At 68.9% G+C, this 25,880-nt stretch carries 21 protein-coding genes; 11 read left to right on the forward strand and 10 right to left on the reverse strand.

Features of this window, described 5'->3' with window-relative positions; all coding sequences use genetic code 11:
- Positions 1-191 precede the first annotated feature (191 nt).
- From FBY41_RS09815 to FBY41_RS09825, 3 genes are all read left to right on the forward strand, one after another.
- Positions 192-917 carry a hypothetical protein gene (locus FBY41_RS09815; protein WP_185749004.1) on the forward strand — a complete coding sequence of 242 codons (726 nt, stop codon included), beginning with the start codon at positions 192-194 and terminating at the stop codon, positions 915-917.
- A 321-nt stretch (positions 918-1,238) separates the two neighbouring features.
- A complete protein-coding gene (locus tag FBY41_RS09820; RefSeq protein ID WP_185749005.1) occupies positions 1,239-1,961 on the forward strand; it encodes an SIR2 family NAD-dependent protein deacylase in 723 nt (240 codons plus the stop codon).
- Complete coding sequence (locus tag FBY41_RS09825; RefSeq protein WP_141843959.1) at positions 1,958-5,605, forward strand: nSTAND1 domain-containing NTPase; 3,648 nt, start codon at positions 1,958-1,960, stop codon at positions 5,603-5,605. Before FBY41_RS09820 ends, FBY41_RS09825 begins: the two co-directional genes overlap by 4 nt.
- A 117-nt stretch (positions 5,606-5,722) precedes the next feature.
- On the opposite strand, the gene FBY41_RS09830 is transcribed toward FBY41_RS09825, so the two are convergent.
- On the reverse strand, positions 5,723-6,868 hold the full coding sequence (locus FBY41_RS09830) for a helix-turn-helix transcriptional regulator (RefSeq protein WP_141843962.1): 1,146 nt from the start codon (positions 6,866-6,868) through the stop codon (positions 5,723-5,725).
- A gap of 136 nt (positions 6,869-7,004) precedes the next feature.
- Here FBY41_RS09830 and FBY41_RS09835 point away from each other — a divergent pair, with 136 nt between their 5' ends.
- Positions 7,005-8,762 (forward strand): FAD-binding oxidoreductase, encoded by a 1,758-nt coding sequence (locus FBY41_RS09835; RefSeq protein WP_221629250.1) that lies wholly within the window; start codon positions 7,005-7,007, stop codon positions 8,760-8,762.
- A 32-nt stretch (positions 8,763-8,794) separates the two neighbouring features.
- On the forward strand, positions 8,795-9,325 hold the full coding sequence (locus tag FBY41_RS09840; protein WP_141843964.1) for a hypothetical protein: 531 nt from the start codon (positions 8,795-8,797) through the stop codon (positions 9,323-9,325).
- A 263-nt stretch (positions 9,326-9,588) separates the two neighbouring features.
- Here the strand turns inward: FBY41_RS09840 and FBY41_RS09845 are convergent, their stop codons facing one another.
- Complete coding sequence (locus FBY41_RS09845) at positions 9,589-10,863, reverse strand: DUF2254 domain-containing protein (RefSeq protein ID WP_185749006.1); 1,275 nt, start codon at positions 10,861-10,863, stop codon at positions 9,589-9,591.
- 212 nt (positions 10,864-11,075) lie between these two features.
- Here FBY41_RS09845 and FBY41_RS09850 point away from each other — a divergent pair, with 212 nt between their 5' ends.
- Together FBY41_RS09850 and FBY41_RS09855 are read left to right on the forward strand one after the other, a co-directional pair.
- Complete coding sequence (locus tag FBY41_RS09850) at positions 11,076-12,473, forward strand: alanine--tRNA ligase-related protein (RefSeq protein WP_141843968.1); 1,398 nt, start codon at positions 11,076-11,078, stop codon at positions 12,471-12,473.
- Between the two features lies 1 nt (position 12,474).
- The gene (locus FBY41_RS09855; protein WP_141843970.1) at positions 12,475-14,076 is read left to right on the forward strand and encodes a bifunctional aspartate transaminase/aspartate 4-decarboxylase; all 1,602 of its coding nucleotides are present in this window, start codon (positions 12,475-12,477) and stop codon (positions 14,074-14,076) included.
- A gap of 13 nt (positions 14,077-14,089) precedes the next feature.
- Here the strand turns inward: FBY41_RS09855 and FBY41_RS09860 are convergent, their stop codons facing one another.
- Positions 14,090-15,103 (reverse strand): sensor histidine kinase, encoded by a 1,014-nt coding sequence (locus FBY41_RS09860; RefSeq protein WP_141843972.1) that lies wholly within the window; start codon positions 15,101-15,103, stop codon positions 14,090-14,092.
- On the reverse strand, positions 15,103-15,858 hold the full coding sequence (locus FBY41_RS09865; protein ID WP_141843974.1) for a response regulator transcription factor: 756 nt from the start codon (positions 15,856-15,858) through the stop codon (positions 15,103-15,105). Before FBY41_RS09865 ends, FBY41_RS09860 begins: the two co-directional genes overlap by 1 nt.
- 161 nt (positions 15,859-16,019) lie before the next feature.
- Here FBY41_RS09865 and FBY41_RS09870 point away from each other — a divergent pair, with 161 nt between their 5' ends.
- A complete protein-coding gene (locus tag FBY41_RS09870; RefSeq protein WP_141843976.1) occupies positions 16,020-16,475 on the forward strand; it encodes a hypothetical protein in 456 nt (151 codons plus the stop codon).
- Positions 16,476-16,504: 29 nt separating this feature from the next.
- Here the strand turns inward: FBY41_RS09870 and FBY41_RS09875 are convergent, their stop codons facing one another.
- On the reverse strand, positions 16,505-16,981 hold the full coding sequence (locus FBY41_RS09875; protein WP_141843978.1) for a CoA-binding protein: 477 nt from the start codon (positions 16,979-16,981) through the stop codon (positions 16,505-16,507).
- Between the two features lie 257 nt (positions 16,982-17,238).
- On the opposite strand from FBY41_RS09875, the gene FBY41_RS09880 reads away from it, so the two are divergent.
- Complete coding sequence (locus tag FBY41_RS09880) at positions 17,239-19,035, forward strand: immune inhibitor A domain-containing protein (RefSeq protein WP_141843980.1); 1,797 nt, start codon at positions 17,239-17,241, stop codon at positions 19,033-19,035.
- Positions 19,036-19,112: 77 nt separating this feature from the next.
- On the opposite strand, the gene FBY41_RS09885 is transcribed toward FBY41_RS09880, so the two are convergent.
- Complete coding sequence (locus tag FBY41_RS09885) at positions 19,113-20,150, reverse strand: zinc-binding dehydrogenase (RefSeq protein WP_141843982.1); 1,038 nt, start codon at positions 20,148-20,150, stop codon at positions 19,113-19,115.
- 56 nt (positions 20,151-20,206) lie between these two features.
- A complete protein-coding gene (locus tag FBY41_RS09890) occupies positions 20,207-21,229 on the reverse strand; it encodes an SDR family oxidoreductase (RefSeq protein ID WP_141843985.1) in 1,023 nt (340 codons plus the stop codon).
- 294 nt (positions 21,230-21,523) lie between these two features.
- Here FBY41_RS09890 and FBY41_RS09895 point away from each other — a divergent pair, with 294 nt between their 5' ends.
- Entirely contained in the window at positions 21,524-22,027 is a 504-nt protein-coding gene (locus FBY41_RS09895) for a MarR family winged helix-turn-helix transcriptional regulator (protein WP_141843987.1), read from the forward strand.
- A gap of 373 nt (positions 22,028-22,400) precedes the next feature.
- The gene (locus tag FBY41_RS09900) at positions 22,401-23,078 is read left to right on the forward strand and encodes a GAF and ANTAR domain-containing protein (protein ID WP_185749007.1); all 678 of its coding nucleotides are present in this window, start codon (positions 22,401-22,403) and stop codon (positions 23,076-23,078) included.
- Here the strand turns inward: FBY41_RS09900 and FBY41_RS09905 are convergent.
- From FBY41_RS09905 to FBY41_RS23400, 3 genes are all read right to left on the reverse strand, one after another.
- Complete coding sequence (locus FBY41_RS09905; protein WP_141843991.1) at positions 23,056-23,796, reverse strand: GAF and ANTAR domain-containing protein; 741 nt, start codon at positions 23,794-23,796, stop codon at positions 23,056-23,058. The genes FBY41_RS09900 and FBY41_RS09905 overlap by 23 nt on opposite strands.
- A gap of 31 nt (positions 23,797-23,827) precedes the next feature.
- Positions 23,828-24,526 carry a GAF and ANTAR domain-containing protein gene (locus FBY41_RS09910; protein WP_141843993.1) on the reverse strand — a complete coding sequence of 233 codons (699 nt, stop codon included), beginning with the start codon at positions 24,524-24,526 and terminating at the stop codon, positions 23,828-23,830.
- 95 nt (positions 24,527-24,621) lie between these two features.
- Positions 24,622-25,734, reverse strand: a complete 1,113-nt coding sequence (locus FBY41_RS23400; RefSeq protein WP_141843995.1) for a sigma-70 family RNA polymerase sigma factor — start codon at positions 25,732-25,734, stop codon at positions 24,622-24,624.
- Positions 25,735-25,880: the final 146 nt, after the last annotated feature.

A 25,880-nucleotide genomic window follows, 5' to 3' on the forward strand; every position in this document is an offset into this window, starting at 1 on the left:
GTTCAAGTTCATGGGCCAACTGACGACCAGCGCCTTGCTGGAGATCGCGGAGTCGCCAGATGCAGGCAACAGGTCACCGGGCGAGGTCGCGTGGGTGTCTGCGTCATCGACCAGAAAGAGCGCTAGGGCACTGTCTCGGCTGGAACCGAGAAGTCAGATGGGCCGATAGGAGAGACTCAAGAGGCGCCGCCATGGACGGACCCACAATTGCAACGATGGTGGCCGCGGGCATTGCCGCCGCCGCGGCACTTCTGTCGGCGTGGTATGCGCAGCGATCCGAGCGCGCGCGCCACGCTTCAGCGGCGGAGGACCTGGCATCGAGATTCAGGGAGCCACTGCTGCAGTCCGCATTCAACCTCCAGACTCGCATTTACAACATCGTGCGCATGAACTTCTTCGCGAAGTTCGCTGGTGATGCAGCGCGCCCTTCCGACCGTTCCTACACTCTCGACAACACGCTGTATCTCATCGGCCAGTACCTGTGTTGGGTGGAGATCCTCCGTCGGGAATCGCAGTTTCTGGATCCGCGAAGCCAGGCGCGCGAGCGGGCCGTCGCCGATCAGCTCGAACGCGTCCGGGATGCCCTCGCCTCGAGCACTGTAGGTGGGCCGGAGCTCCGTATCTTCAGGGGGCAGCAGCGGGCGATCGGAGAGATGCTGCTCATACCCGCAGCGGGCTCTGCCCCTGGGTGGCCAAAGTGGGACTGCATGGGTTACGCACAGTTCGTCGAACAGCAAGGGCTTGAACGGGTGGCCCGATGGTTCGCACCGCTCAGGCTCGACCTCGAGCAGTTGTCAGGCGATCCGTCTCCGGCACGGGCGAGGCTGACGATGGTGCAGCACGAGCTTCTGAGGCTTGTGGAACTGCTGGATCCCGAGGCGAGCCGCACGTCCGGGCGTCTGCGGGAGCGTCTCTGAAAAGACCTGCGCTCCGGCTTAGACAGGGTGATACTGGAAAGAGGCCCATCCACGGCAAGGGCGTGCAGGGGAGTCACGATGGCAGAGCGGCCTGACTCGGCACACTTTCACATGATTGCAAAACGCCTTCTGGTTGGCGCGGTGGTTCCCTTCTTAGGTGCGGGTGTGAACCTCTGCGGTCGACCTGCGACAGCCTCTTGGGAGCGCGGTCGATACCTCCCCAGTGGCGGTGAGCTCGCGAACTACCTCGCTTCTGACGTCGGTGTGAGCTACCCATATTCGGATATCTCCAACTTGCTGCGTGTGTCTCAGTACGTCGACGTGAGCCTCGGTAACGGACCCCTCTACGAGGCCCTGCATGAGGTCTTCGATGCTGACTACTCCCCCACGCCAGTGCACCAGCTGCTGGCGGGCCTTCCGAGCTTGGTTCGGCGGCGGGCTGCCGGGCAGCGATGCTTCTACCCGCTCATCATCACGACGAACTACGACGACGCGCTCGAAAAGGCCTTTCTGGCTGCCGGGGAGGAGTTCGATCTTCTCACCTACATCGCAGGCGGTGCACATGCAGGCAAGTTCCGGCATACACGTCCTAATGGCGACTCCGAACTGATCTTGGGCCCGAACGCCTACCCAGAGTTCAAGTGCGATGAGAGGCCGACCATCGCCAAGATCCACGGCGCGGTGGCACGGGTCGACGGCGAGGAGGACAGTTTCGTCATCACTGAGAACCACTACATCGAATATCTCAGCCACACCGACATCGCCAAACTGATCCCCGTCAACATTCTGACGCGCATGCGGAAGAGTCATTTCCTCTTTCTCGGTTACAGCCTCAAAGACTGGAATCTACGTGTGATTCTGCATCGGTTGTGGGGAGCAGAGGGAGCCGGCTACAACTCGTGGGCTATTCAATCGCAGCCAGAACGTATCGAAGAGAAGGCGTGGGCCAAGCGAGGGGTTGAGCTGATGGACATGAGACTCGAGGAATATGCGGCTCTGCTCGATGCCCGGCTGCAGAGCTCTTTCGAGGAGACGCTGCCATGATCTCGAACACGCCGACCCTCGGGGCGGCGCCCTCCGCCCGCTTGGCGGACTGTCCGTACAAGGGCCTGCAGTCCTACGACGAGGGGGACGAGGAGTACTACTTCGGTCGAGACGGGGACCGCGACCTGGTCATCGCCAACCTCATGGCGAGTCGGCTCACGATTCTCTACGGCCCAAGCGGAGTCGGGAAGAGTTCCCTGCTGCGCGCCGGTGTGGCCGGGCTCATGAGAAGCATGCCTCGGACCGCCTTCAGCTACCTGGCGGTCGGCAACGCCGTGGTTGTGTATTTCGCCTCGTGGCGACAGCGTCCCCTGGAGGCGCTGGGCGAGGCCCTTCGTGCCGCCATTCCCGGCGGGCCCTCGAGGCCGGGGTATACGCCGCCCGATGGGCCCATGTCGGTGGAACTGCTCCGCGACGTCACAGAGAACCTTGATGCCGACGTCTACTTCATCCTTGACCAGTTCGAGGAGGAGGCCCTCTATGCGGATCCGGAGAGCGCGGAGGAGTTTGCCTCCGAACTCGGACGCATCCTCGGCGCGCAGAACCTGCGGGCCAACCTGCTCATCGCCGTCCGAGAAGACGCCCTCGCCAAGCTGGACCGCCTCGAGGGACACGTGCCAGCTCTGTTCGAGAACAAGCTGCGACTCGAGCATCTCGACGAGCACGCGGCGCGAGCGGCCATCGAGCAACCGCTCGTACGCTTCAATGACGGTAGGCCCGAAGATGAGCGGATCACCATCGAGCCCGCCTTGGTCGATGAGCTCCTCGTCCAGCTTCGAACGGGCCGCCTGTCCGTGTCGGATGCGGGACAGGGAAGCCGCGACATGGAAGCGGTGACCATCGAGACGCCTTTCCTGCAGCTCGTCATGACTCGGCTGTGGGCAGAAGAGCAGGCCCGTGGCAGTCACGTGCTGCGGCTGTCTACTCTCAGGGAACTTGGCAACGCTGAGCGAATCGTGCGGACGCACTTGGACACCGTGCTGGCCGCCCTGACGGATACACAGCGGTCAGTTGCCGCGTCCATCTTCCGATATCTCGTGACCCCGTCAGGCATGAAGATCGCGCACACGGCCGAGGACCTCGCGGAATACGCCGGGATGACGGACGAGCGTGACATCGTACCGGTGTTAGAGGAGCTGTCCTCAGGACGTGAGCGAATCCTGCGTCCCGTGGAGCCGTCCATGGACCGCCCTTCGTCACCCCGCTACGAGATCTTCCACGACGTTCTGGGACCGGCTGTGCTCGACTGGCGCCGCCGGTTCGTGGCTGATGTTGCGCGCGCCGAGTCGGAGCGGGAGCTGCAGTCCAGAAAGCACGATGAGGAGGTCAGGCACCGGGAGACGCGTCGTCGTCTTCGGCGTACCCGGCTCGTGGCTGCCGCTCTGGTAGTGCTTCTCGTCGGCACGGTTGTCGTCGGAGTCCTCGCCAAGCGAAACGGAGACGAAGCGCAGCGAAACGCCGATGCGGCGAGAAGCAGCGCATTGTTGTCGCAGTCGCGTGAACTGTTGGCCTCCCGCCCTGCAGTGGCCCTGGCCCGAGCGCGCGAAGCCTATGAGCTGACGGGAGAGCCCGCTGCCGCAGCCGCCGTCCGGGTCGCCTACGACGCCGACAAGGAGCGACTCGTCGTGCGAGCAGGCACGGGGTCGGCTTACGTGGCCCGCTTCAGCCCCGACGGCAAGTCGTTCGTCACTGGTTCGTCCGATGGGAGAGTCAAACTATTCGACACGGCCACAGGTAGACTAATCCGGCAATTCCCCACGGCCAAGGGAGGCATCTACCGCGCCCAGTTCAGCCCTGACGGATCCATGCTCGAGATCAGCACAGGTGTCCCCGACGCGACGGTGTACGACGTGGAGACGGGTCGCTCCCTCTTGGTCATCGACGACCATCAGTACTTGGTCACCGCAGCGTGGGGCGTGATGGACGGCGACCAGGTCCTGTTCACAGGTGGTTACGGGCACGAGGCGCGGTCCTGGTCTCCGAAGACGGGTCGGCTGCTCTTGTCCTACAAAGCAGGTGGCTCGGACCCGGCATCGGTGGCAGTGAGCGGGGACTCCACAAAGGTTGCTTTGGCGTCGACAGATACCCTCAGCGTGCTGGACTCACGCTCGGGCAAGCTGCTGAAGAAGACCCAGTTCGACGGAGATCTGGACTCCCTGGCCTTTGTAGGCTCCAAATCGGATCGTCTGGCCGTCTGGATCAGGCCGCCGGACGAGTTCTGGGGCCTGGCATTCTGGGACTGGAATACTGAGACATCGATTGCCGAGCGCTCCGATGTGAGCCGTACGCCGTCCGCGATCGCGCTGAGCCCAAACAGGCAATACCTGGCGTCGGTGTTCGACAAGGAAGTCCACATCTTCAATGCGGGTACTGGTGAACTCGAACAACGTCTCAGGGCGCCCGACCTGCTGTACGCCGTGGACTTCAGTCCGGATGGGTCGTACGTCGTGACCGGCGGTTACGGCGGTCAGGTGGCGGTTTGGCGATGGGGTTCGTCCGAACCCGCGCCGGTAGCGACGATGCTCGGCCATGGGGGCACCATCGAAGACGTGAGCTTCTCACCTGCCCGGCCCGACCTTCTTGTCAGTGCAGCGGACGACGGGACCGTGCGTTTATGGCAAGCCACCCGAGATTCGACAGTGGCGAAGGTCACCTACTGGATGCAGGGAGCAGACTTGAGTCCTGACGGGCGTACCATCGCCGCCGTCAGCGACCAGGGCGTCCTGAATGTCTGGCATCGGAGCTCAGGTCAGGGCGATGAACCCGAATGGCTGAGCTCGGACACAACTCAGGTGGTCTACTGGCGCGTGAGGTGGCTTCCTGACGCAACCGGTGTTCTGGTGTCGAACAACTGGGCGTGGGCTCCACAGCTGCGCGAGCTCTCCGCGGATGACATGTCCGAGCCCTTCGACGAGAACGACCGGGTAACGTTCGGGCTCGCGGTCAGCACGTCGGGAAAGCTCGTTGCCATGGGCGATGGAAACAACCGTGTCGTGCTGTGGAACGTTGCCTCGCGTCATATCGAGCGTCGACTCAGCGGTGCGGGCCAGAAGGACACCATGATCGATGTGGTGTTCAGACCAAGATCGGACCTCGTTCTGGGTGCTAGCACGGATGGCACCGTCCGTATGTGGAATGCGTCCAAGAGCGGCGATCCCGTGCGCGTATTCGGCTCCCCGGGCACAATTCCCCTGTCGAATATGGCCGTCTCGGCCGATGGCAAGTGGTTGGCGACCGTATCGGTGGACTACGAGGTTCGGGTGTACCGCATCGACGACGGTCAACTCGTGCAGACGCTTCACGGACCCTCGAGCGTGATCGGCGACGTGACGTTCAGTCCCGACGCCTCCAGGGTCGCGGTCGCCGCTGGTGACGGTCGCGTCTATGTCTGGGACCGTGATACAGGCGAGGCTCGGGGGTCTATGCAGCGGCACAGTGGCGCGGTGAACAGCGTGGAGTTCACGCCCGACGGCACCCAGCTCATCACGGCTAGCGATGACGGTACGGCGGCCGTGTACGACTGCACTCCCTGCATGGAGATGGCCAACCTCATTCCCAAGGTGGCTGCGCGATTGGACGCCCGCGCAAAGGGGGTCGCGGCCCCATTCGACGAGAGTTCGAGCCGCCCCATCGCCCGAACCTAGGCGGAGTAGCCACTACTCCAGTCTTGCTCCTTCGAAGGGCTCTGACGTGGGGCACGCGGCAGCGCTGCAACTGAGCGATGAGTCTCTGCCGGTGGCGTGTCACTGCTTGGATGACCTCTACTGCAGGTACCCGCCCGTCGGGCCGACCACGGAGCCGAGCCGCGGAGCGTACTGGTCGAAGTACACGCGCGAGATGAGGTCACGGCGGCTGCGGACGCCGGCCTTGTCGAAGATCGACTTGAGGTGGTCCTGAACGGTGTAGGCCGACACGTGGAGGGTCGCCGCGATCTCCTTCGTGTCGACACCCTGCAGGACGAGCCGCGTGACGTCGCGTTCGCGCGCCGTGAGGTCGAACGCGGCGACGACGAGCTCGACGATCTCCGGCGGTCGCGCCTCCTCGATCGTGATGACGACGTCGCCGCTGATGCCGTTGCGTGAGGCGAGCGGCGCGGCGTGGAGGAGCAGCCAGTGACCGGATGCGGCGCGCACACGTCCACGTGGCAGTCCCGCACCTGGGATGCTGAGGCTGTGGCGGGCGGCGGCGACGAGGGTGAAGACGATGCCCATCGGGTCGATGACGTGCGGTGCCGACCGGAGTTCGGCGAGGCGCTCCTCCGCGCCGAGGCTGATCTGGGTCACCTCGTCGGTCGCGTCCACGATGATCACCGCCGGACCGGTGGATGCGGAGCGGCCGGTGGGCTCCAGCTGATCGGGCTCGGCAAGGCGCGCGAGCACGCCGCCGCGCACTCCGCGGGCGAACGACTCCGACAGCGATCCCAGGAACTCGACGTCGTCGGGGCCGAACTTCGGGTCGGTGGAACCACGGAAGAGAGCCATGCCGCCCCACATGCCGAGGGTGTCCTTGAAGAGCACCCGCGCCTCGTCGCCGAACCCGAAGATGGGCTTGATCAGCTGATTCATGCGGAGTGAGTGGTCGACGTAGTCGGGCATCGACTCGTGCATGCCGATCGCCGACCGGTCGGTGAGGGCGAGCTGGCGGAACGACGACTGCTCCTGTCCGCCGTACTCGATGTTCGCGAAGAGCACGTCCTGCGAGTCGGTTTCGGCGAGTGCGCCGTACTTCCGTCCGCTGGTGAGCAACAGCGACGCGGGGTCGTGCGTGGCGATGCACGCAGCCTCCCACGGCACCGCGCGCCGCACAGCAGTCGATGCCTCGCCGAGGAACTCGTCGAGGTCCAGCCCTGCACGCGAGAGCACGTCGACATCCCCCCGGACGCGCTCGGCCGTCAGCCGATTCCCCATGCGCACAGTATGCCGCGGGGTGCGCGCCCGCGGATATCCCAGAAGTGTGGGGTCCGCGCCGTCCACCGCGGAGGGAGGCGAAAGTCCCCGAACACGTGGGATGTCGCGCGGCGCCGCCGGCGCCGAGTCTCGTCTCGTGACCATCACCATCCGAACGGCCTCCGTCGACGACCACGGCCGGCTCATGCACGCCGAGGACGCCACGGCTCAGGCCTGCCTCGCGTTCGTGCGTCTGGAACGCGAGCTCGAATGCCGCGGTCTCGCCCTCGCAGCGCTCAGGAGGCTGACGGTGCTGTCACCGGCACCGGCGCCCGATGCCGACGCCGCCGAGCCGCTCGCCACCGGGCGCTCGCGACCGACGACAGCACCTGGCGACATCGTCGATCTCATCCGCGAGCGGCTCACACCCGAGGGCGCCCACGTGCCTGTCGACGTGCTGCCGGCAGAGCGTCTTGCCCAGCCGGGCTTGCTCGTCGCGCTCCGCGCCGAGGTGGTCTCACCTCCGTCCACCCCATCCACCACCCACGAAGGAACTCCCATGTCTGCATCCACTCTCGACGTCGCGGCGTTGCGGGACGTCTCGGGCCTCCTGCTCCCCGGCGACGCCGGTTACGACGAGGCGAGCACGCCCTGGAACCTCGCGTTCCCGCTGCACCCGACCGCGGTTGCCGTGCCGCACTCGATCGACGAGGTGATCACCGCGGTGACCGCGGCAGCCGAGCTCGGCCTGCGGGTCGCGCCCCAGAGCACGGGGCACCTCTCGTCGACGCTCGCCGGTCGCGAGGACGACACCCTGCTGCTGCGCCTGCATGAGCTCACCGGGGTGACGGTCGACCCGGTCGCCCGCACGGCGCGGATGCTCGGAGGCACGCTGTGGCGCGACGTCGTCGCGGCGGCCGCGCCGCACGGGCTCACCGCCCTGCACGGCAGCGCCGGAGACGTCGCCGTCGCCGGGTACGTTCTCGGCGGCGGCCTCTCGTTCTACGGCCGCCGCCATGGCCTCGCCTGCAGCTCCGTGCGCGCGTTCGAGGTGGTGACGGCCGACGGCGCCCTCGTGCGTGCGACCGCCGACGAGCACCCGGACCTCTTCTGGGCGCTGCGCGGCGGCGGGTTCGGGTTCGGCGCGGTCGTCGCCGTCGAGCTCGACCTGCTGCCCTACGCCGACGTGTATGCCGGCATGCTGCTGTGGGACCTGGCTCGCGGCGCGGAGGTGCTCCGCGCGTGGGCCGAGTGGACCTCGCGGGCTCCCGAGTCGGCGACCACCAGCATCCGGTTCATGCGGTTCCCGCCGATCCCCGACCTGCCGCCGTTCCTTAGCGGTCGCAGCCTCGTCGTCATCGACGGCGCGGTCCTCGAGAGCGACGAGAGGGCCGCCGAGCTGCTCGCACCCCTGCGTGCGCTGGGGCCGGAGATGGACACGTTCGGCCGTATGCCGGCCGCCGGGCTCCTCGGGGTCCACATGGACCCGCCTGCCCCGACGCCCGGCGTGAGCGACCACGCGATGCTCACCGCTCTCCCGCCCGAGGCGATCGACGCGCTCATCGCCGTGGCCGGCCCGGGCGCCGACACGCCGCTCATGGTCGCGGAGCTGCGGCACGCGGGCGGTGCGCTCGACGCGTCGACAGATGCCGCACTGCCGCATCTGTGCGGGCAGTACGCGCTGTTCGCCTTGAGCGCCGTGCCGGTCCCCGACCTGCTGGCGCCCGGCGAGCAGGTGACGAAGGCGGTCGTCGACGCGCTGCGACCGTGGGCGGCGGCCACGGACTTCCCGAACTTCGCAGAGCGCCAGGTCGCGGCATCCGCCCTCTACGACGAGGTCACCAGCGCACGCCTCACGGCGATACGAGACCGGTACGACCCAACCCGGATGTGGCTTGCCGCGCACGCGGTCTGATCCACGACACCAACCAAGGAGAAAAGAACGACATGCGAAGCACCACCCGAACCGTCGCCCGAACGGTCGTCGGCGGCGTCATGACGGCCCTCGCCCTCGGAGCAGCCGTCCTCCCGGCCGCCGCCGCGCCGGCACCCGACTCGGCGGCGATCACGAACCAGCTGGTCGCGAAGACGCGAGCCGCAGTCGCGAAGTTCCACGAGGTCGACGCCGCGGTCGCAGCCGGCTACGTGCCAGTCGGCGAGTGTGCCGAGAGTCCGGACGGGGCGATGGGCATCCACTTCATGAACCCCGCGCTCATCACGCCCGGGGTCGTCGACCCTGCCCGCCCGCCCTTCCTCACCTACGGCCCGTCCACGGACGGGGGACTGGAGCTGTGGAGCGCTGAGTTCTTCGAGCCCGAGGTCGGCCAGCCCACCCCGATGTACGGCGGGCAAGCCTTCGATGGCCCGATGCCCGGTCACGAGCCCGGCATGCCGACGCACTACGACCTGCACGTGTGGGTCGGCACGCACAACCAAGCAGGCCTGTTCGCCCCATGGAACCCGGGTCTGCACTGCTGAGAGTCGTGCATGGGCAGGGGCAGGTCGCTGAGAAGCGACCTGCCCGGCACGACCCGGCCATCTGGCCGCGGCGATGCGCTCGAAGTGGCGGCAGGGTCGGGGGACCGGTCACGGCAGATGATGTCCACGCACCGGTTGGCCCTCGCGAACTGGCCACGACTGCGGCATGACACCCCGAGGGAGAACGTCATGACTGCCCAGGCCCGGAACCTCGACCCCGTCGAGGACGGTCGTGATCCGCTCGACGGTGACGTCCTTCGTCCTCACCGAGATCCCCCGAGGCCCTGACGGTCCCCGGTCAGCCAGATTTCCGGGTCGGCGCCGGGCTTGCGGGCGATCTCGTCAACCAGCCTGCGGTGGTGTCGCTCCAAGGGAGGTCGGCGGTCTGCCGTCACCTCGGCTCGCAGATCCGTGAAGAGGGCACTGAGGCGTCGGGTCACCTGCGGGCTCGACAGCCCCGCCTCGACCACCTCCGTCAGCGCCAGGTCGACGACATCGGGCCAGGTCGCAGACCGCAGCAGGACCACACCGTCCCCGGCCGAGCTCGCGAGCCGGATGGGGCCCAGGTCCAGGCCTGCCGCCTCGAGCAGGACTCCCTCGACCTCGTCGAGGGCGCGGACCGCGGTGGTCGGGTCGTTCACGCTGGGCGAGAGGGCCCGGAGGGCCACGTCGATGAGCAGGCGCAGCGCGTACAGCGGGTCGTACTTGAGCGACCGCTCCGGGTGCACGAGCAGGCATCGCGAGAGCTCCCGCTCCGTCGGGGTGTCTTGGCCCCGGGTCACGAGGGCGATGGGGGCGCCCACCGTGATGCCGTCGCCCACCCCGACGAGCAGGTCCACGCGGGCTCCCGTGCGCTCGGCGAGACGTCGAAGCCGAGCCACGTCGACACCGACCAGCTGGCCGGACCGGCCGACCTGGCGCGCTGCGACCGCGCCCTCCGGTGGCTGCGGCAACGACAAGAGCACTTCACCGCTGTGCGCCACCGCGCCGGCGTGTCGTCGCCGCAGCTGCACCCGAGCCATCCGCCCGATGTCCGAACACAGGAAGTCGACCTTGATGCGCCGCGCGACCGTGGAGATGAGCGCAAGGAACCACACCATGCTGATGAGGAGCGCCGTGACGGCGAGGACGACGCTCATCACGGGCACGAAGGTCTCCGTCCCGGCGGAGCCGATGTCGACGAGGGCCACGAAGGAGAAGGTGATGGTCCCGAGAAAGGACGCAAGCGCCCACCGCGTCGTGCGGGCCCGCATGAAGTACGTCACCGTTCGAGGGGAGTAGGCGGACGAGCCGTACTGGATCACGAGCAGGATGACCGAGAAGACGAAACCCGTGAAGGTCACCATGCCGCCACCGATCGCGGCGAGCAGGGTCTGGGCGGAGGACGGCGACACGAGGGTGAGGCCCACGTCGCGCAGCGAGTCGTCGAGCTGCCCGGTGACCACCGCCATGACGAAGGCGACGACGATTCCCGCGAACGGGATGACCCAGAAGGCTGTCTCCCACCACAGCCGCAGTCGATGCAGTCGCAGGATCACTGGATCAGGTGCAGAGTCGACATCCGGCCGTGGCCTCCGTGATCTCCAATGCGATCCGGATCTGGTGGAGGATCCAGGAGTTGAACCCGGCAAGGCGCCCCAAGTGCGCATCCCCCTTGTTGTTGACCGTGAGGTTACGGCGGGTTCGCAGGTGGCGCAACCGTTTCGGTCATTCTCGGGACGGATCACGGTGTGTGGTGTGCAATCTGGACATGGATGCCGACGCGATTCGGGCCGCGTTCCTCGAGTACATGACCGAGCAGGGGCACGTCGTGATCCCGCGGGCGCCGCTCATTCCGAGAGACGACCCGACGACCCTCTTCACCGGCAGCGGGATGCAGCCGTTGCTTCCCTACCTCCTCGGCGCCGATCACCCGGCGGGGACCCGTCTCGCCGACAGCCAGACCTGCCTACGCGTCCAGGACATCGAGGAGGTCGGCGACAACCGTCACACGACGTTCTTCGAGATGCTCGGCAACTGGAGCCTCGGCGACTACTTCAAGGACGAGCAGATCCGGCAGTTCTGGACCTTCCTCACTGAGCGCGTGGGCCTCGACCCCGACCGCATCTACGTGTCGTGCTTCATCGGGGACCCCACCCACGGCATACCGAAGGACGACGAGTCCGCCGCGGTCTGGACTCGCCTCTTCGCGGAGGCCGGCATCGCCGCCGACCAGGTCGAGGTGGACACCGAGGAGCACGCCGCCTCGGTCGGCACCGGTGGGGCCCGGATCGCCTTCTACGGCAAGAAGAACTGGTGGTGCCGCGGTGGGAAGGCCGAGGAGATGCCGATCGGCGAGCCCGGCGGCCCCGACACCGAGGTCTTCTACCTCTTCCCGCACATCGAGCACGACCCCGCCTACGGCACCCACTGCCACCAGAACTGCGACTGCGGCCGTTTCATCGAGCTCGGCAACTCGGTCTTCATGGAGTATCGGCGCACCGAGACGGGCTTCGAGCCCCTTCCGCGCCGCAACGTCGACTACGGCGGGGGTCTGGCCCGCATCGCGGCGGCCGCGCTCAACACCTCCGACGTCTTCCGCATCGGGCTGCTCTGGCCGATCGTCGAGCAGCTCGAGGTGCTCTCGGGCCGCAGCTACGACGACGAGACCCACGCCATGCGCGTCATCGCCGACCACCTGCGCGGAGCCACCTTCCTCGCAGTCGACGGGGTGCGGCCGGGCAACAAGGCCCAGGGCTACGTCATGCGACGCCTCATCCGCAGAGCCGTCCGCTACGCCTTCAAGCTCGGCCTCGAGGAGAACTTCTTCCCGCAGATCATCCCCACCGTCGCCGGCATCTACGACGTGCACTATCCCGAGGTGAAGCAGCACGCCGACACCGTCGTCGCGATCCTGGCCAAGGAGGAACAGGCCTTCCGCCGTACCCTGCGCAAGGGCCTCAAGCAGCTGGGCGGCTACCGGAGGACCGGGGTCACGGGGGCCGAGCTGTTCGTCCTCTACGACACCTTCGGTTTCCCCGTCGAGCTGTCGACCGAGGAGGCGCGTCAGCGGGGCATCACCGTGAGCGAGACGTGGCGCGCGGAGTTCGACGAGCAGATGGCGGCGCAACGGGCGCGCTCGCAGCAGGCCACGAGCCTTCACGCCTGACATGAGCGACGCCGTCCCCGGGCCAGCGCCAACGCCAGAGCCAGCTGTAACGCCGGCGCCCGGCCTCGCGAGCAGCTCCGCGCTCCAGGCGAGGATTGTCGTCGCGGCCCGGGCATCGGGTCGGCCGCTGCTCGACGCGGGGCGTGGCCAGCCCAACTGGACGGCGACCCTGCCTCGTGCGGCGTTCTTCCGGCTGGGCACGTTCGCCGTCGAGGAGGCCGCACGCGTCAGCCGTCACCGCGAGTGGGGCGAGCTCCCCCCGCCCACCGGCCTTCACGATCGCCTGCTCCAGTGCCTCGCCGCTGACGGCTCCGAGGGCGCGGGATTCCTCGCGGACGCCGTCGCGTATGCCGTCTCCGAGCTGGGCGTGGAGCCCGATGCCTTCGTCCATGAGCTCGTGCGCGGTGTGCTCGGCGCCGGCTACCCGGCGCCCACGCGGATGCTGACGCAGCTCGAGAGGATCCTCGAACGCTACCTCGTCACGATGACCGGAGCCGGCGAGGGGCAGCCGGGCGCCTACCAGGTCTTCGCCACCGAGGGTGGTGCGGCTGCGATGGCCTACGTCTTCCGCTCGTTGCGTGAGAACCACGTCATCGGACCGGACGACGCGGTCGCCATCGCCACACCTGTCTTCACGCCCTATCTCCAGATCCCCGTCCTCGCGCAGTTCGGGGTCCGGGTCGTCGAGGTGCCCTCGGCCCACAACGCGCCGCACCGCTTCGACGACGGCTTCCTCGACCGCCTCCTCGACCCGAGCATCAAGGTCTTCTTCGTCATCAATCCCGGCAACCCCGACACCCGGGCGATCCGGCCCGAGAAGCTGATCCAGCTGCGCGACTTCGTCATCGAGAGGCGGCCCGACCTCGTCGTCGTCGCGGACACCGCCTATGCCACCTTCGTCGACGGCTTCCGGGGCGTCCTGTCGGTCCTGCCGCGGCACACGATCGTCCTGCACTCCTTCTCGAAGAACTTCGGGGCGACGGGCAACCGGCTCGGTTTCATGGCCATGGCGAGTGACACCGTCGTCGACGACGTCATCGCCGCGCAGCCGGCCGAGGTGCGGGCCCTCCACGACGACCGCTACTCATCCGTCGGACCGAGCGCGACCCACCTGCCGTTCATGTCACGAGTCGTCGCCGACAGCCGCGAGGTCGCGCTGCACAACATCGCGGGGCTCTCGACCGCCGGGCAGGTGCAGATGGCGCTCTTCGCGCTCGCATACCTCATGCCCTCGGGGCGGACCTATCTCGATGCGACCCGAGCCGAGCTGGCGCGCCGGTCACGCGCCCTCTTCGAGCCGCTCGGCATCGAGCCGCCGGGCGGCCAGGACAGCCTCTACTACGCGCTCATCGATCTCGTGGAGGTCGTCCGGACGCGGCGCGGTGACCGCTTCGCCGACGTTCTGGTGACGACGGCGTCGGCCGAGGACGTCGTGCTGCGTCTCGCAGCTGAGCACGGTGTCATCGTGCAGGTCGGCGGGTTGTTCGGCTCTCAGGCCTGGGACGTGCGTGTCTCGCTGGCGTCCCTCGACGCCGACCAGCTTCGGCAGCTCGGCCACGCCATCGTCGCGGTCGTGGACGGGCTGACGGCCCCCGGGACGTGATGCGAGCCGTGCCTCACCGGCGGTGCGCGGGCAGGCGCAGCGTGAACCGGCAGCCGCCGTCGACGTTGGTCACCTCCGCCGAGCCGCCGTGCGCCCGAGCCACGCCCGCGACGATGGCCAGCCCCAGGCCCGAGCCCCGACCTTCGCCGGGGCTGCGCGCCGCGGTTCCCCGGTAGCCGGTCTCGAAGACCCTTCCGATGACGTCGTCGGGGATGCCACCGCACTGGTCGACCACCGCGACGACGACCCCGTCTCCGTCGGGGGTCACGGTCGTCCTCACCTCCCCGCCACGCGGGGTGTGCCGTATGCCGTTGACGACGAGGTTCGCGACTGCACGTCGCACCTCCCCGGGGGCGACCACGGCCCGCACGACCGGGCCGGCGGAGCCGGTGAGCCGCACTCCCTCGGCGTCGGCGAGCGGCTGCAGGGCGGCCACCGCGTCGGAGACGAGGTCGCCCACGTCCAGCTCGGTCATCTGCAGGGCCGGGTCGGCAGCCTGCAGCCGTGAGAGGGCCAGGAGGGTGTCGACGAGGTCGCCCATCTGGCGCACCGAGTCGCGGACCTGCGACATGGCGGCGGGCACGTCGGTGGCGACCCCGTCCTCGACCGCCTCGCTGATGGCCCAGATGCCGGCGAGCGGCGTGCGCAGGTCGTGCGACACCCAGGCGACGAGCTCTCGCCGGTCGGCCTCGGCCCGCGCCTCGAGCTCGCGCGCCATCCGGTCGGCGGTGGCTGCCCGGTCGGCGTCGATGACCCGGCGGGCGACGAGGCCGCCCAGCACCGCGGCGATCGGCACTGCCGCGACGAGGATGAGCAGGACGGTCGTCGAGTCCTCGGGCTGGAGGAACATGGCCCGCGCGCTCGCGTAGACGCCGGCGGCCACGGCGATGACGACGACGACCGGGGCCGCGACCGCCGCGTTCCCGACCGATCTGCGGGCGAGCGCCACGACGACGAGGACGCCGAGCAGTCCGACCACGAGGGTGACCCCCGCCGCGAGGGCCAGGGCAGAGACCTGGGTGGACATCAGCTGCCGCCCGGCGGCCGGGCGTCCCAGCGGTAGCCGACGCCGAAGACCGTGACGAGCCGCGTCGGCGCGGAGGGCTCGGCCTCGACCTTCTCGCGGAGCCGGCGCACGTGGACGGTCACCGTCGACTCGTCCCCGAACTCCCACCCCCAGACCGCCCGCATGAGGTCGTCGCGGCGGTGCACCTCGCCGGGGTGGCTGAGGAACCAGTCGAGCAATGCGAACTCCCTTGCGGTGAGGGCGAGCTCGGTGCCGCCCCGTGTCACGACGTGTGCGCGGCGGTCGAGCACGAGGTCGCCGTCGGCGACGACGTGCGGGGCGGGAGCGAGAGCGCCGTCGCCGGTGCCCCCGTCGGACGCGGCGCCCTCCGGCGGTCCGGAGGTGCCCGCGGTGGCCGTCCTCCGGAGGATGGCCTGCACCCGGAGCACGAGCTCCCTGGGGCTGAATGGCTTCGTCACGTAGTCGTCGGCGCCCACCTCGAGCCCGAGGATCCGGTCCTCCTCCTCACCGAGGGCAGTCAGCATGACGACGGGGACGCGGGGGTGGTCGCGACGCAGCCTGCGGCATACTTCGAGCCCGCCGATCCCGGGCAGCATGAGGTCGAGCACGACGACGTCGGGGTTGGTCGCCGCGGCTTGCGCGAGCGCGGCGACGCCATCCGCGGCGCGGTGGACCTCGAAGCCGGCCCGCGCGAGATAGGCACTGACGACGTCGCCCACGGTGGGGTCGTCGTCGACGACGAGGGCGGTGCTCATGCTCCGAGGATAGGGCCGCCCACGCGGAGCGGACGGAGCATGACGGCCCGGTCACGACCTCGTAAGGAGGCGGCAACCTCCATGTCATGGCGTGTGGACTCTCTGGCCGGTTGACTCGACACAGGCCACCACCGAGGTGCGCTTGGAAGAAGGGAAATCCCATGAAGCACAGGGTCATTCGCACCATCGCCGTCGTCACGGCCGCGGCCGGCGCAGCGCTGGGTCTGAGCGCGACGGCGCACGCTGCCGGGGTGTCCGGTCCGGCGATCTACGTCAACCACGTCCTCTACCGCACGGTCGCGACGCCGACCGACCTCTCGGGCACCGGCGCGCCGTCCCAGAGCTGGGACACGATCTACAACTTCTTCGGCGCGCAGCGGAGCGTGGCCACGGCAGCGCCCGGCGACCCGGGCTACAACGGCGGGCGCTGGCAGGTGCACAAGGTGTCCACCCCGCAGGGGTATGCCGCCGCGCTGGCCGCCGGTGACCTCGACGGCAACGGCGTGCTCGACTCCGCCGACGAGATCGACACCGCGCTGGCCTCAGGGGCACTCGTCGACGACGGCATCGTCAGGTACTTCGTCTGCACGCTCAACAAGGTGCCGGCGAACGGCTGACAGCGCCGGGGGCCGGGGGCGGGTCGGGGTCAGGTGCTGCGGGGAACGTTGCCGCTCAAGGAGAACATCCATCGCATCATCGTGTGTCCCGCGTCGGAGGTGGGCTTGAACATCAGCGGGCACCCACCGGCGATGACCGTGATCCCGTGTGCTCGCCCCCACTCGGCGGCCTCCGTCGAGACGCTGCCGCCCCCGGGCCCCCGGTGCATCCACACCTGCGTGATGCCGAGGTCGGCGCACTCCTCCAGCGTTGCCTGGGCGCGTTCGGGACGGGTGCCGATGACAACCGCCTCGACACCCCCCGGGATGGCGGCCAGGTCCGGGTATGCGGGGTCACCCTCCACCTGCGCGGTGTTGGGGTTGACCGCGAAGACCTCGTAGCCGCGCTCGCGCAGGCGGCGGTAGACGGCGTTGCTGCCGTGGGTTCCCGCCTCGCGCGAGACCCCGGTGACGGCCACCCGATGATGACTGAGGAAGGTGGCTGCGGCGTCCTTGATCGGTTGCATGTCGGCGTCTTCCCGTTGGTGCGGCGCGCCATCTGCGCCGCGTCTCGAAGGCTCACCCTCCTCCGGTGCCGGGGTTGTCGGGCAGGGTCGAAGGTCCCGGTCCGCGGTACCGCTCACCGGCCAAGAGTTTGCACTTTCTTTAAACAAATAGTGCATTTCCCGACATACGCTCCGATGACCGCTTCGGCGGTCACGCGCCCGTCGCCGCTGGCGCGCACGCATGAGACAGGGCCGCAGCAATGCGGGATGGAGGAGAAATGCGAAACCTGAAACGCCGATTCGTCGTGGTCCCGGTGCTTGCCGCGGCCACGGCGCTGTGCCCGGGCATCGCGGCCAGCGCCACGCCGGACCCGGTGCCGGGCGCGTCGGTCGATGCGGACGGCGCTGCCGTGCAGCGCGTCGACGACCGCCCCGATGCGCAGAGCGATGCCCGCCGGGCTGCCATGGAGGAGGCGGTCGCCAAGGTCGTCCGGGGCGAGGCCACCCCCGAGCCCCGCGGCGGCGCCGGCGGCAAGGCGGTGCAGATGGCCCCCGGCCAGTGGGCGCAGTACGGCCTGCAGTCGACCGACAGCATCCTCACCTTCCTCGTCGAGTTCGGTGACCAGAAGGACGCCCGCTACCCCACGGCTCCCGCGGGGCCCGTGCACAACGCGATCCCCGAGCCCGACCGCACCACGGACAACACGACGTACTGGGTCAAGGACTTCAACCGCGACCACTTCCAGGAGACGTTCTTCGGTGCGGGCGAGTCGATGTCGAGCGTCTACCGCGAGATGTCGAGCGGCCGCTACACGGTCAAGGGCGACACCTCCGACTGGGTCACGGTGCCCTACAACGAGGCGAGCTACGGGCAGACCGAGAACTCCACCGACATGCGCCGCTTCATCCAGGACAGTGCCAACGCCTGGTACGCACAGCAGAAGGCCAAGGGGACGTCGGACGCCGACATCGCGGCATACCTGGGCTCGTTCGACCGGTGGGACCGCTACGACTACGACAAGGACGGCAACTTCAACGAGCCGGACGGCTACATCGACCACTTCCAGGCGGTGCACGCCGGTGAGGGCGAGGAGGCCGGTGCGCCCGCGTGGGCGATCTGGTCGCACCGGTGGTCGGTCAACCAGACACGCAACGGCGGACCGGACTGGAACCGCAACGGAGGCATCCAGATCGGCAACACGGCCTTCTGGATCCGTGACTACACGACCGAGCCCGAGAACGGCGGCCTCGGCGTCTTCGCCCACGAGTTCGGCCACGACCTCGGCCTGCCCGACCTCTACGACACGAGCGGCGGCGAGAACGGCACCGGCTTCTGGACGCTCATGAGCTCGGGCTCCTGGCTCGGTCACGGCACGGGCGACATCGGCACGACGCCCGACCACATGGGCGCTTGGGAGAAGCTCCAGCTCGGCTGGCTCGACTACACGACGGTCGCTCATGACGAGGAGGCCACGCTCATGCTCGGCCCGTCGATGCACGCCACGAAGAAGGACCAGGCGCTCATTGTCACCCTGCCCAAGGATGCCGCGGGCAAGGACCGCTTCTACATCGCCGAGAACCGGCAGTATGCCGGCTACGACGCCACGCTGAAGACGGGGCCGTACAACTTCGGCTGGCCGCTGACGAAGGACAACTGGGTCGAGCACTTTCCCTACCAGGACGGCCTGCTCGTCAGCTACTGGAACACCGCGGTGTCGAACAACAACACCCGCTCGCATCCCGGCACCGGTCGCGTGCTGCCGGTCGACGCCCGCCCCGTGCCGCTGAGGTGGAGCGACGACACGGTCGCGCGCAACCGCATCCAGTCCTTCGACTCGACCTTCGGTGTCGAGCCGACGGACCCCATCTCGCTCCACCGCGAGACCGCTGCAGGCATGACGACGCTCGAGGTGCCGTCGCAGGCCGCCGTCCCGGTCTTCGACGACAGCGACCCGAACCGCTACTACGACACCGCCAACCCCGGCGGCAGCGTCAAGGTCGCGGGCGCCGGTGTGACGATCCAGGTCGTCCAGAGCAACACGACGGGCAAGATGACGCTGAAGGTCAACGGCTGACCACCGCCCGCACACCACGGCGGCGTCCCGAGTCCCTCGAGGGCTCGGGACGTCGCTGTGTGTGTGGCGGGAGTTGCTCAGCGGCTCGGGTCGATGATGGTGATGCCCGCGACCGTGGCGACGTCGAAGCCGGGGAGCAGTGCGGCGGCCTCGTCGAGACCGACGGTGCGCTCGACCAGCCGTTGCGGCTGGAGCCGGCCCTGCTGGATGAGCTGCATCATTGCCGGGTAGTCGCTTGCCGCCATCCCGTGGCTGCCGAGCAGGTCGAGCTCCCAGGCGATGACCCGCGCCATGGGCACGCGGGGGTGCCCACCCACGGGAGGCAGCAGCCCGACCTGCACGTGCCGGCCGCGACGGCGCAGGCTGAGGATGGCATCGGCACAGGTCTGCTCGCTGCCGACGGCGTCGACGGAGACGTGGCTTCCGCCGCCGGTGAGCTCCGCGACGGCGGCCGGGATGTCAGCGCCGTCCGCGAGCACGGTGTGATCTGCGCCGAAGGCCCGTGCGGCCGCGAGCGCATCGTGGTTGCGGTCCACGGCGACCACCCGGGCGCCGAGCGCGCGCGCGATCATCACGGCGCTGAGCCCGACCCCACCCGAGCCGACCACCGTGACCCACTCGCCCTCGACGACCCGCGCCCGAGCGACCAGCGCGCGGTAGGCGGTGGCGAAGCGGCATCCGAGACCAGCAGCCGTCGCGAAGTCGATGTCGTCGGGGAGCCGCACGAGATTCGTGTCAGCCGCGTGCAGCGAGACGAGCTCGGCGAAGGACCCCCAGTGGGTGAAGCCGGGCTGTTCCTGGTCCGGACAGACCTGGGCCTCCCCGGCGAGGCACCACGCGCACCGGCCGCAGCCGCACACGAACGGCACGGTCACCCGGTCGCCCACCGCCCAGCGGTGCACGTGAGGGCCGACCTCGACGATGACGCCGGCGAGCTCGTGACCCGGCACGTGGGGGACGGCGATGTCGTCATGACCGGCCCACGCGTGCCAGTCGCTCCGGCACAGGCCGGTCGCCATGACCCGGACGACGACGCCGGACGTCGGCGCCGTCGGGTCGGCGACCTCACGGACCTCGGGCCGGGCCCGGACTGCATCGATGACAACGGCTCGCATCGGGTCAGGATGGCAGAGGGGTCACGCCCGCGTCGTCGCCCCAGATGCCGGCGCCGTCACCGCGAGCGTCTCCCCGCCACCCCCAGAAGGGCGGCGCCGAGGGCGACGCCACCGAGCGTGCCGAGAACGCCGTGGTGCTGCGAGGCCCACAGCTGCGGTGACCGGTCGGTCGACCGGCTGTCGAAGGGCCCACGCGTGCCGTGGTCCCGGTCGGCGTCGACCGGCTGCCACAGGTTGTCGGGTCGGTCCGGGTCGCTCGGCTCGTCGGTCTGCTGGGACGTGAACCCGGTGCGTGCGAGGTAGCGGTCGAGCAGCCCCGGGGCCACGGCATTCGCCGCAAGGGTCCCGGCGGTGCTCCCGCCCACCCAGTACTCGCGGCGTTGCGGGTGGTCGGCGGCGTGCACGACCGCGGCGGCTGCCACGTGCGGCTCGTAGATCGGCGGGACGGGTCGTGGCTTGTGTGGCAACCGCGAGCGCACCCAGGTGAACTGGGGCGTGTTGACCGCCGGCATCTGCACCATGGTGACCCGCACGGGGCTCTTCTCGTGGAGCAGCTCGCAGCGCAGCGCCTCGTGGAAGCCCTGGATCGCGTGCTTGGCTCCGCAGTAGGCCGTCTGCAGCGGGATGCCGCGGTAGGCGAGGGCCGAGCCGACCTGGACGATCGTGCCCGCCCCACGTCGCTTCATGCGCGGCAGCACGGCCATCGTCGCGTAGACGTAGCCGAGGTAGGCAACCTCCGTGACGTGTCGGTACTCGTCCGGCGTGATCTGGTCGAAGGGCGCGAAGACGGACGTGAAGGCGACGTTGACCCACACGTCGACGGGACCGAGCTCGCGCTCGACGGTGTCGACGGCCTCGCTCACCTGCTCCGCGTCGGCTACGTCGACGGGCACGACGAGGGGACGTCCTCCGGCCGCGCGCACCTCCTCGGCCGCCGACTCCAACCCGGCCGTGCCGCGCGCGAGAAGGGCCACCTTGGCGCCTCGCGCGCCGAAGGCGATCGCGCAGGCCCGACCGATCCCGGCGCTGGCGCCCGTCACGGCGACGACCTGGTCGCCGTGGGATGTCTTGTCGTTCATGGGGATTCCTCTCCTCGGTGGTGTGGTTCCGGGTCGGGGGCAGCGGTTGTCGGCTCAGCGAGGCGGACACTGGCCGGACTCCCACTCGCGCAGTCGTGAGAGCACCACATCGGCAACCTGGTCAGCCATCTCGATCTCCTTCGTCGTCGTCATCGACTGCGAGCCGGGGCGGGGTCGGCCCGCTCCGGGCTCGCCTCGTGCGAGCCCCTCGCCAGCGGCGCCCGACGAGAAGATCTCTTTGTGTACTACGCGCAACTGTTGCGATGCGCAAGGGTTGCGGAGCAGACTGGTGCGGTGCCGACAACGGACCGCACCGAGACCGCTGTTCGTCCACTACCCCAGGAGGGCGAGGTCGACACAGTGCTGCGGGCGTGCCGGATCCTCGTCGCCATCACGGCGCGGTCCCTGGCCGCGGTGCCCCAGGTGACCGACCCACTCCAGATGCGAGCGATGGTCGTGCTGCGCAGCCGCGAGACGCTCTCGCTCGGACAGCTGGCGCGCTCGGTCGGCATCCACCTGACCCGCGCGAGTCGCCTCTGCGACCGGTTGGTGTCCCAGGGTCTGGTCGACCGGACCGACGACCCGGCGAACCGCCGGCAGCTGCTGCTCCGGCTCACGGCCGAGGGTCGAGACGTCGTCGACGAGGTCATGCGTCAACGCGCGGAGGCGATCCAGCCGGTGCTCGCACGGATGGCGCCCGCGTCGCGCCGGGCGCTCGTACGCGCCCTCGGTGACTTCGACCGCGCCGCCGAGGGCTTCGAGGAGCGTGAGCTGTGGGCCATGGGCTGGACGTCCTAGTTGTCACGAGAGGTGATGCAACCTTGGACAAAATCGAGACAGCCCGCCGGGGCGCTGTCACAGTGGGATCAGCGCCGTCGGTCTTCAACCAGCAGGATCGCGCGGCGCTGTCTGCTGCCCTGATCGGCGGGATCGCCGCGAGACCTTCGCACCCCGTGCGATGGCGGAGCGCTTCGGAGACAGGTCGACGGTGTACCGTCGCAAAGGATCGGGCACACGAGTTCCCTGACCAGGTCGGCAGACGACGTCAGGTCTCGTGCACGGCGCCTTCAACCGCAGAGGGTTCGCCGGCCTGTGAGGAGTTCCCGTGACCCTGACGTCCCGACGAGTTGACAACCCTGACGCACCAGCATCCATGACGGTGTGCCCTCCTGTGGATGATGCTGTCGCGGCAGTGGTCCACGACGTAATTCAGGCGAGCACCAAGGTCGTGCCCGGGATTCGCCATGTGGCGCTCAGCGCCATGCAGCGCGAGACCTTGCGCCTGCTCACCGCCACCGACGACCTCCCGCGTCGTCTCGAGTCCTTCCAGGTCGTCCTGGACGAGGGGCCGACGCACGACGCAGCCCACGAGGCGGTGCCCGTCATCGTCGAGTGCGACGAGATCGTCGCGCGCTGGCCGGAGTTCGGGCCGAGAGCGCGCGCCCTGGGGGTGACGTCGGTCGCGGCGGTCCCGCTGTGCTGGAGCGGCAGGACGCTCGGCGCCCTCAGCGTCTACTCCGTGCACGAAGGCTCCCTCCCCGACGGTGTCGTCGAGCTCGCCACGGCGTATGCCGCACAGGCCGCGGCCACGCTGTCGTATGCGAAGAAGGCGGAGAACCTCGAGTTCGCGATGATCACCCGCCAGCAGATCGGGCAGGCGGTCGGGATCCTCATGGAGCGGTGCGAGCTGTCTGCCGAGGCGGCGTTCAGCTACCTTCGCCGGGTCTCGCAGACCGGCAACGTCAAGCTGCGCGACGTCGCGAGGGACCTCCTCAACACCGGCGAGCTGCCGCTCTGTGCCAGGGCCGTGAGGTCCAGCGAGCCGGTCAGGACCAACCGCGGGGAGTGACGTCGAGCGCGCCGGTCTCGATGACGTCGAGGGCCACCTCTCTCAGCTTGCGATTGGTGTTCTGGCTCGCGATCCGCAGGAGGTCGAACGCCTGGTCACGCGTGATCTTCTGCTCGCTCATGAGGACGCCGACCGCGGTGGCGATGTCGCGGTTGGAGTCGAGCGCTCGCTGAAGGTTGTCTGCGCGGTCTCGGAGGTGGGCAGCGCCGACCGCCTGGGCTGCGTGCGTCGTCAGCAACAACCCTTCGGCGAGGTCGTGCTCGTCGAACGCGGCCGTTCGGTGTGCATAGAGATTGAGACCGGCGATCACCCCGGTGGACTCGAGGTTCATCCGGTAGGACAGCATGCTTCGCAGACCGAGCTCTGCGTCCACGCGACGGCCGTAGTCCGGCCACCGGAGATCGGAGGCCAGATCCTTCGGCTGGTAGATCGTCTGGTCGACGATCGCATCGATGCACGGACCGGACCCGAGGTCGTACTGGATCGCGTCGGCTCTCCTGGCGATGTCGTCGGTCGCCGACGCCGTGACGAACCGCCCGTGGACGACGGTGGTGATGCTCGCGGCCGCCGCGTGGGGCACGCGCTCCAGAGCGAGCTCTGTGACGGCGTCGAAGGGGTTCGATCCGGATGCGTGGAGCTGGCGGCCCAGTCGCTCGAAGGCCTCCGCGACCCGTCGCAGGTGCCCCGGCACGCTTGCGCTGCTTGGCGACTCAGTCATGAGCAATCCCAACGGTGTGCCCGAGCGTCTCTCAGGACGGCTGTGGCGGGTGGAGGATGAACAGTGCGAGGGCCACGATCGGGACCCCGGCGCGAGCTGCAGCTCGGCGGAGATGGTCCTCGGCGTCTCGAGTGCTGATCTGATGGGTCTCGCTCAGCACGCCGATGGCAGCACTCACGGTGTTGGCGTCCTCGATTCGCGCGGGAGCCTCCATGGCCTCGAGCCGCGAGCTGAAAGACAGGTCGGCGTTGCTGATCGCTCCCGCCGCCCACGCCCCGAACAGCGCGGCCAACGCCTCGTGATGGCCGACGAAGGAGTCGTTGAGCGAGCCGTAGAGGTTGACGCCTCCGGTGACGTCGCTCCCGCTGAAGACGGGCAACGACAGCGTGCTCCGCACGCCGGCGTGGGCGCTGGCCTGCGCGAACAGCTGCCAACGTCCCTCGTCGAGCAGCTCGTCGTGGTCCACTGCGACGTGAGCGCCTCGACGGACCGCTGCCTCGCACGGCCCGCCGTCGACGTACTGGAGTGCGTCGAGGGCCACCGCGGTCGCCGGGCTGGCAACGTAGGTGAGGGTCACCCCTTCACTGATCTGCGTGACGCTGAGGCCGACGAGACTGGGCACCAGCCGCCGTGCTTTCGCGGCCATCTCGGAGAACTGGGCCTGCACGTCGTCGTCCTGGTCGTGGGCCAGCCGGTCGAGGGCCGCCTGAGTCTCAGGAATCGGTTCCATGACCCCGCCGTACCCCGATGGGGCCGATCTTCTCGCCGCCGGGCCAGGGAGCTCGCATGATCATCGTGTTCGCCGTGGGCCAGCGCCCCTGCCCGTCACGCAGATCGGGGTGATCCCTCCGCGGTGACCTCGCTGCGCAGCTGCCGCAGGACGCGGTTCAGCCAGCGGCACACCTGCATCTGGGTCATGCCGAGCCGTTCGCCGATCTCACGTTGCGTGAGTCCATCGACGAAGCGCAGCGACAGCATCTGTCGCGAGCGCTGGTCGATCCCCGCGAGGAGCCCTGCGAGGCAGACCCGGTCCTCGACGAGCTCGAAGGCCGGGTCGTCATAGGCGAGGCCGGCGGCCGGCTCTCGTGGCCCCTCACTGTCGAGCGGTGTGTCGATGGAGGTCGGTCGGAAGCAGCTCGTGGCCCGCGCCAGCTCGCGCACCTCGTCGACGGCGAGGCCCAGGGCGTCAGCGAGCTCGGGATCCGTCGCCGTGCGGCCCAGGTGCTGCTCGAGCTCGGCGCGATGGGTACTGACGTTGGCTCGCAGCTCCTGGACGCGGCGCGGGGGCCGCACCATCCACCCGCGATCGCGGAAGTGACGTTTCAGCTCACCCGAGATGGTCGGAACGGCATAAGCGGCGAAGGAGCGGCCGCGGCCGGGCCGGTAGCGGCTCATGGCCTTGACGAGACCGAGGCGCGCCACCTGGACGAGGTCGTCGTGCTCGACGCCCCTGCCGTTGTAGCGCTGCGCCATCGCGGTGCACAGAGGGAGGTAGAGCCGCACGAGCTCGTCCCGTGCCCTGGTCCGGGTCGGCTCGTCCGGCCCCGAGCTCAGTTGATGGAACAGGCGATCGGACTCGCGGTCTCGATCGTCGTACGAGTTTCGGTCACTGTGGGTGCCACGCGACATGACTGACTCCGAGGAGGTGGTGATGCCGGAGCAGGCGCGTGGTTGGACCGCTCTGTTCCCTTCGACCTTGCCACGGAGGGCCCGGGCAGGGCAAGACCTCGCCGGACAGATCGCCATCCCAGGCTTAGACCCCGAGGGCGTGGGGTAGGGAGCCAGGACAAGCACAGCGCCGGCCCTGCCACAGCTCAAGACACGGGCTCCTCGTGGCCGGCGCAGCGGAAGGGCACACCCATGACCCAAAATCCACTGACACCATCCGGCACGTCCTACGAGTCGGATGCCACCCTGCCGACGCAAGGGTCCACCCATGACGACGCGACGTCCGTCACCAGCGTGCCTCCCACGGGCACAGAGCAGTCGATCGGCACGTCGGCGAGTGGCTCGAGCTTCGGTGTGGAGCCGGGAGGAAACGGCAGAGCAGCGTCCGTGCGTGACGAGGCGGCCTCTGTGACCTC

Source organism: Humibacillus xanthopallidus (assembly GCF_006716675.1).
GTDB classification, from domain to species: domain Bacteria; phylum Actinomycetota; class Actinomycetes; order Actinomycetales; family Dermatophilaceae; genus Humibacillus; species Humibacillus xanthopallidus_B.

Coding starts and splice junctions, on each gene's coding strand:
- FBY41_RS09815 (WP_185749004.1), top strand. CDS start 192: ATGGACGGACCCACAATTGCAACGATGGTGGCCGCGGGCATTGCCGCC.
- FBY41_RS09825 (WP_141843959.1), top strand. CDS start 1,958: ATGATCTCGAACACGCCGACCCTCGGGGCGGCGCCCTCCGCCCGCTTG.
- FBY41_RS09830 (WP_141843962.1), bottom strand. CDS start 6,868: ATGGGGAATCGGCTGACGGCCGAGCGCGTCCGGGGGGATGTCGACGTG.
- FBY41_RS09840 (WP_141843964.1), top strand. CDS start 8,795: ATGCGAAGCACCACCCGAACCGTCGCCCGAACGGTCGTCGGCGGCGTC.
- FBY41_RS09850 (WP_141843968.1), top strand. CDS start 11,076: ATGGATGCCGACGCGATTCGGGCCGCGTTCCTCGAGTACATGACCGAG.
- FBY41_RS09855 (WP_141843970.1), top strand. CDS start 12,475: ATGAGCGACGCCGTCCCCGGGCCAGCGCCAACGCCAGAGCCAGCTGTA.
- FBY41_RS09860 (WP_141843972.1), bottom strand. CDS start 15,103: ATGTCCACCCAGGTCTCTGCCCTGGCCCTCGCGGCGGGGGTCACCCTC.
- FBY41_RS09865 (WP_141843974.1), bottom strand. CDS start 15,858: ATGAGCACCGCCCTCGTCGTCGACGACGACCCCACCGTGGGCGACGTC.
- FBY41_RS09870 (WP_141843976.1), top strand. CDS start 16,020: ATGAAGCACAGGGTCATTCGCACCATCGCCGTCGTCACGGCCGCGGCC.
- FBY41_RS09875 (WP_141843978.1), bottom strand. CDS start 16,981: ATGCAACCGATCAAGGACGCCGCAGCCACCTTCCTCAGTCATCATCGG.
- FBY41_RS09880 (WP_141843980.1), top strand. CDS start 17,239: ATGCGAAACCTGAAACGCCGATTCGTCGTGGTCCCGGTGCTTGCCGCG.
- FBY41_RS09885 (WP_141843982.1), bottom strand. CDS start 20,150: ATGCGAGCCGTTGTCATCGATGCAGTCCGGGCCCGGCCCGAGGTCCGT.
- FBY41_RS09890 (WP_141843985.1), bottom strand. CDS start 21,229: ATGAACGACAAGACATCCCACGGCGACCAGGTCGTCGCCGTGACGGGC.
- FBY41_RS09905 (WP_141843991.1), bottom strand. CDS start 23,796: ATGACTGAGTCGCCAAGCAGCGCAAGCGTGCCGGGGCACCTGCGACGG.
- FBY41_RS09910 (WP_141843993.1), bottom strand. CDS start 24,526: ATGGAACCGATTCCTGAGACTCAGGCGGCCCTCGACCGGCTGGCCCAC.
- FBY41_RS23400 (WP_141843995.1), bottom strand. CDS start 25,734: ATGGGTGGACCCTTGCGTCGGCAGGGTGGCATCCGACTCGTAGGACGT.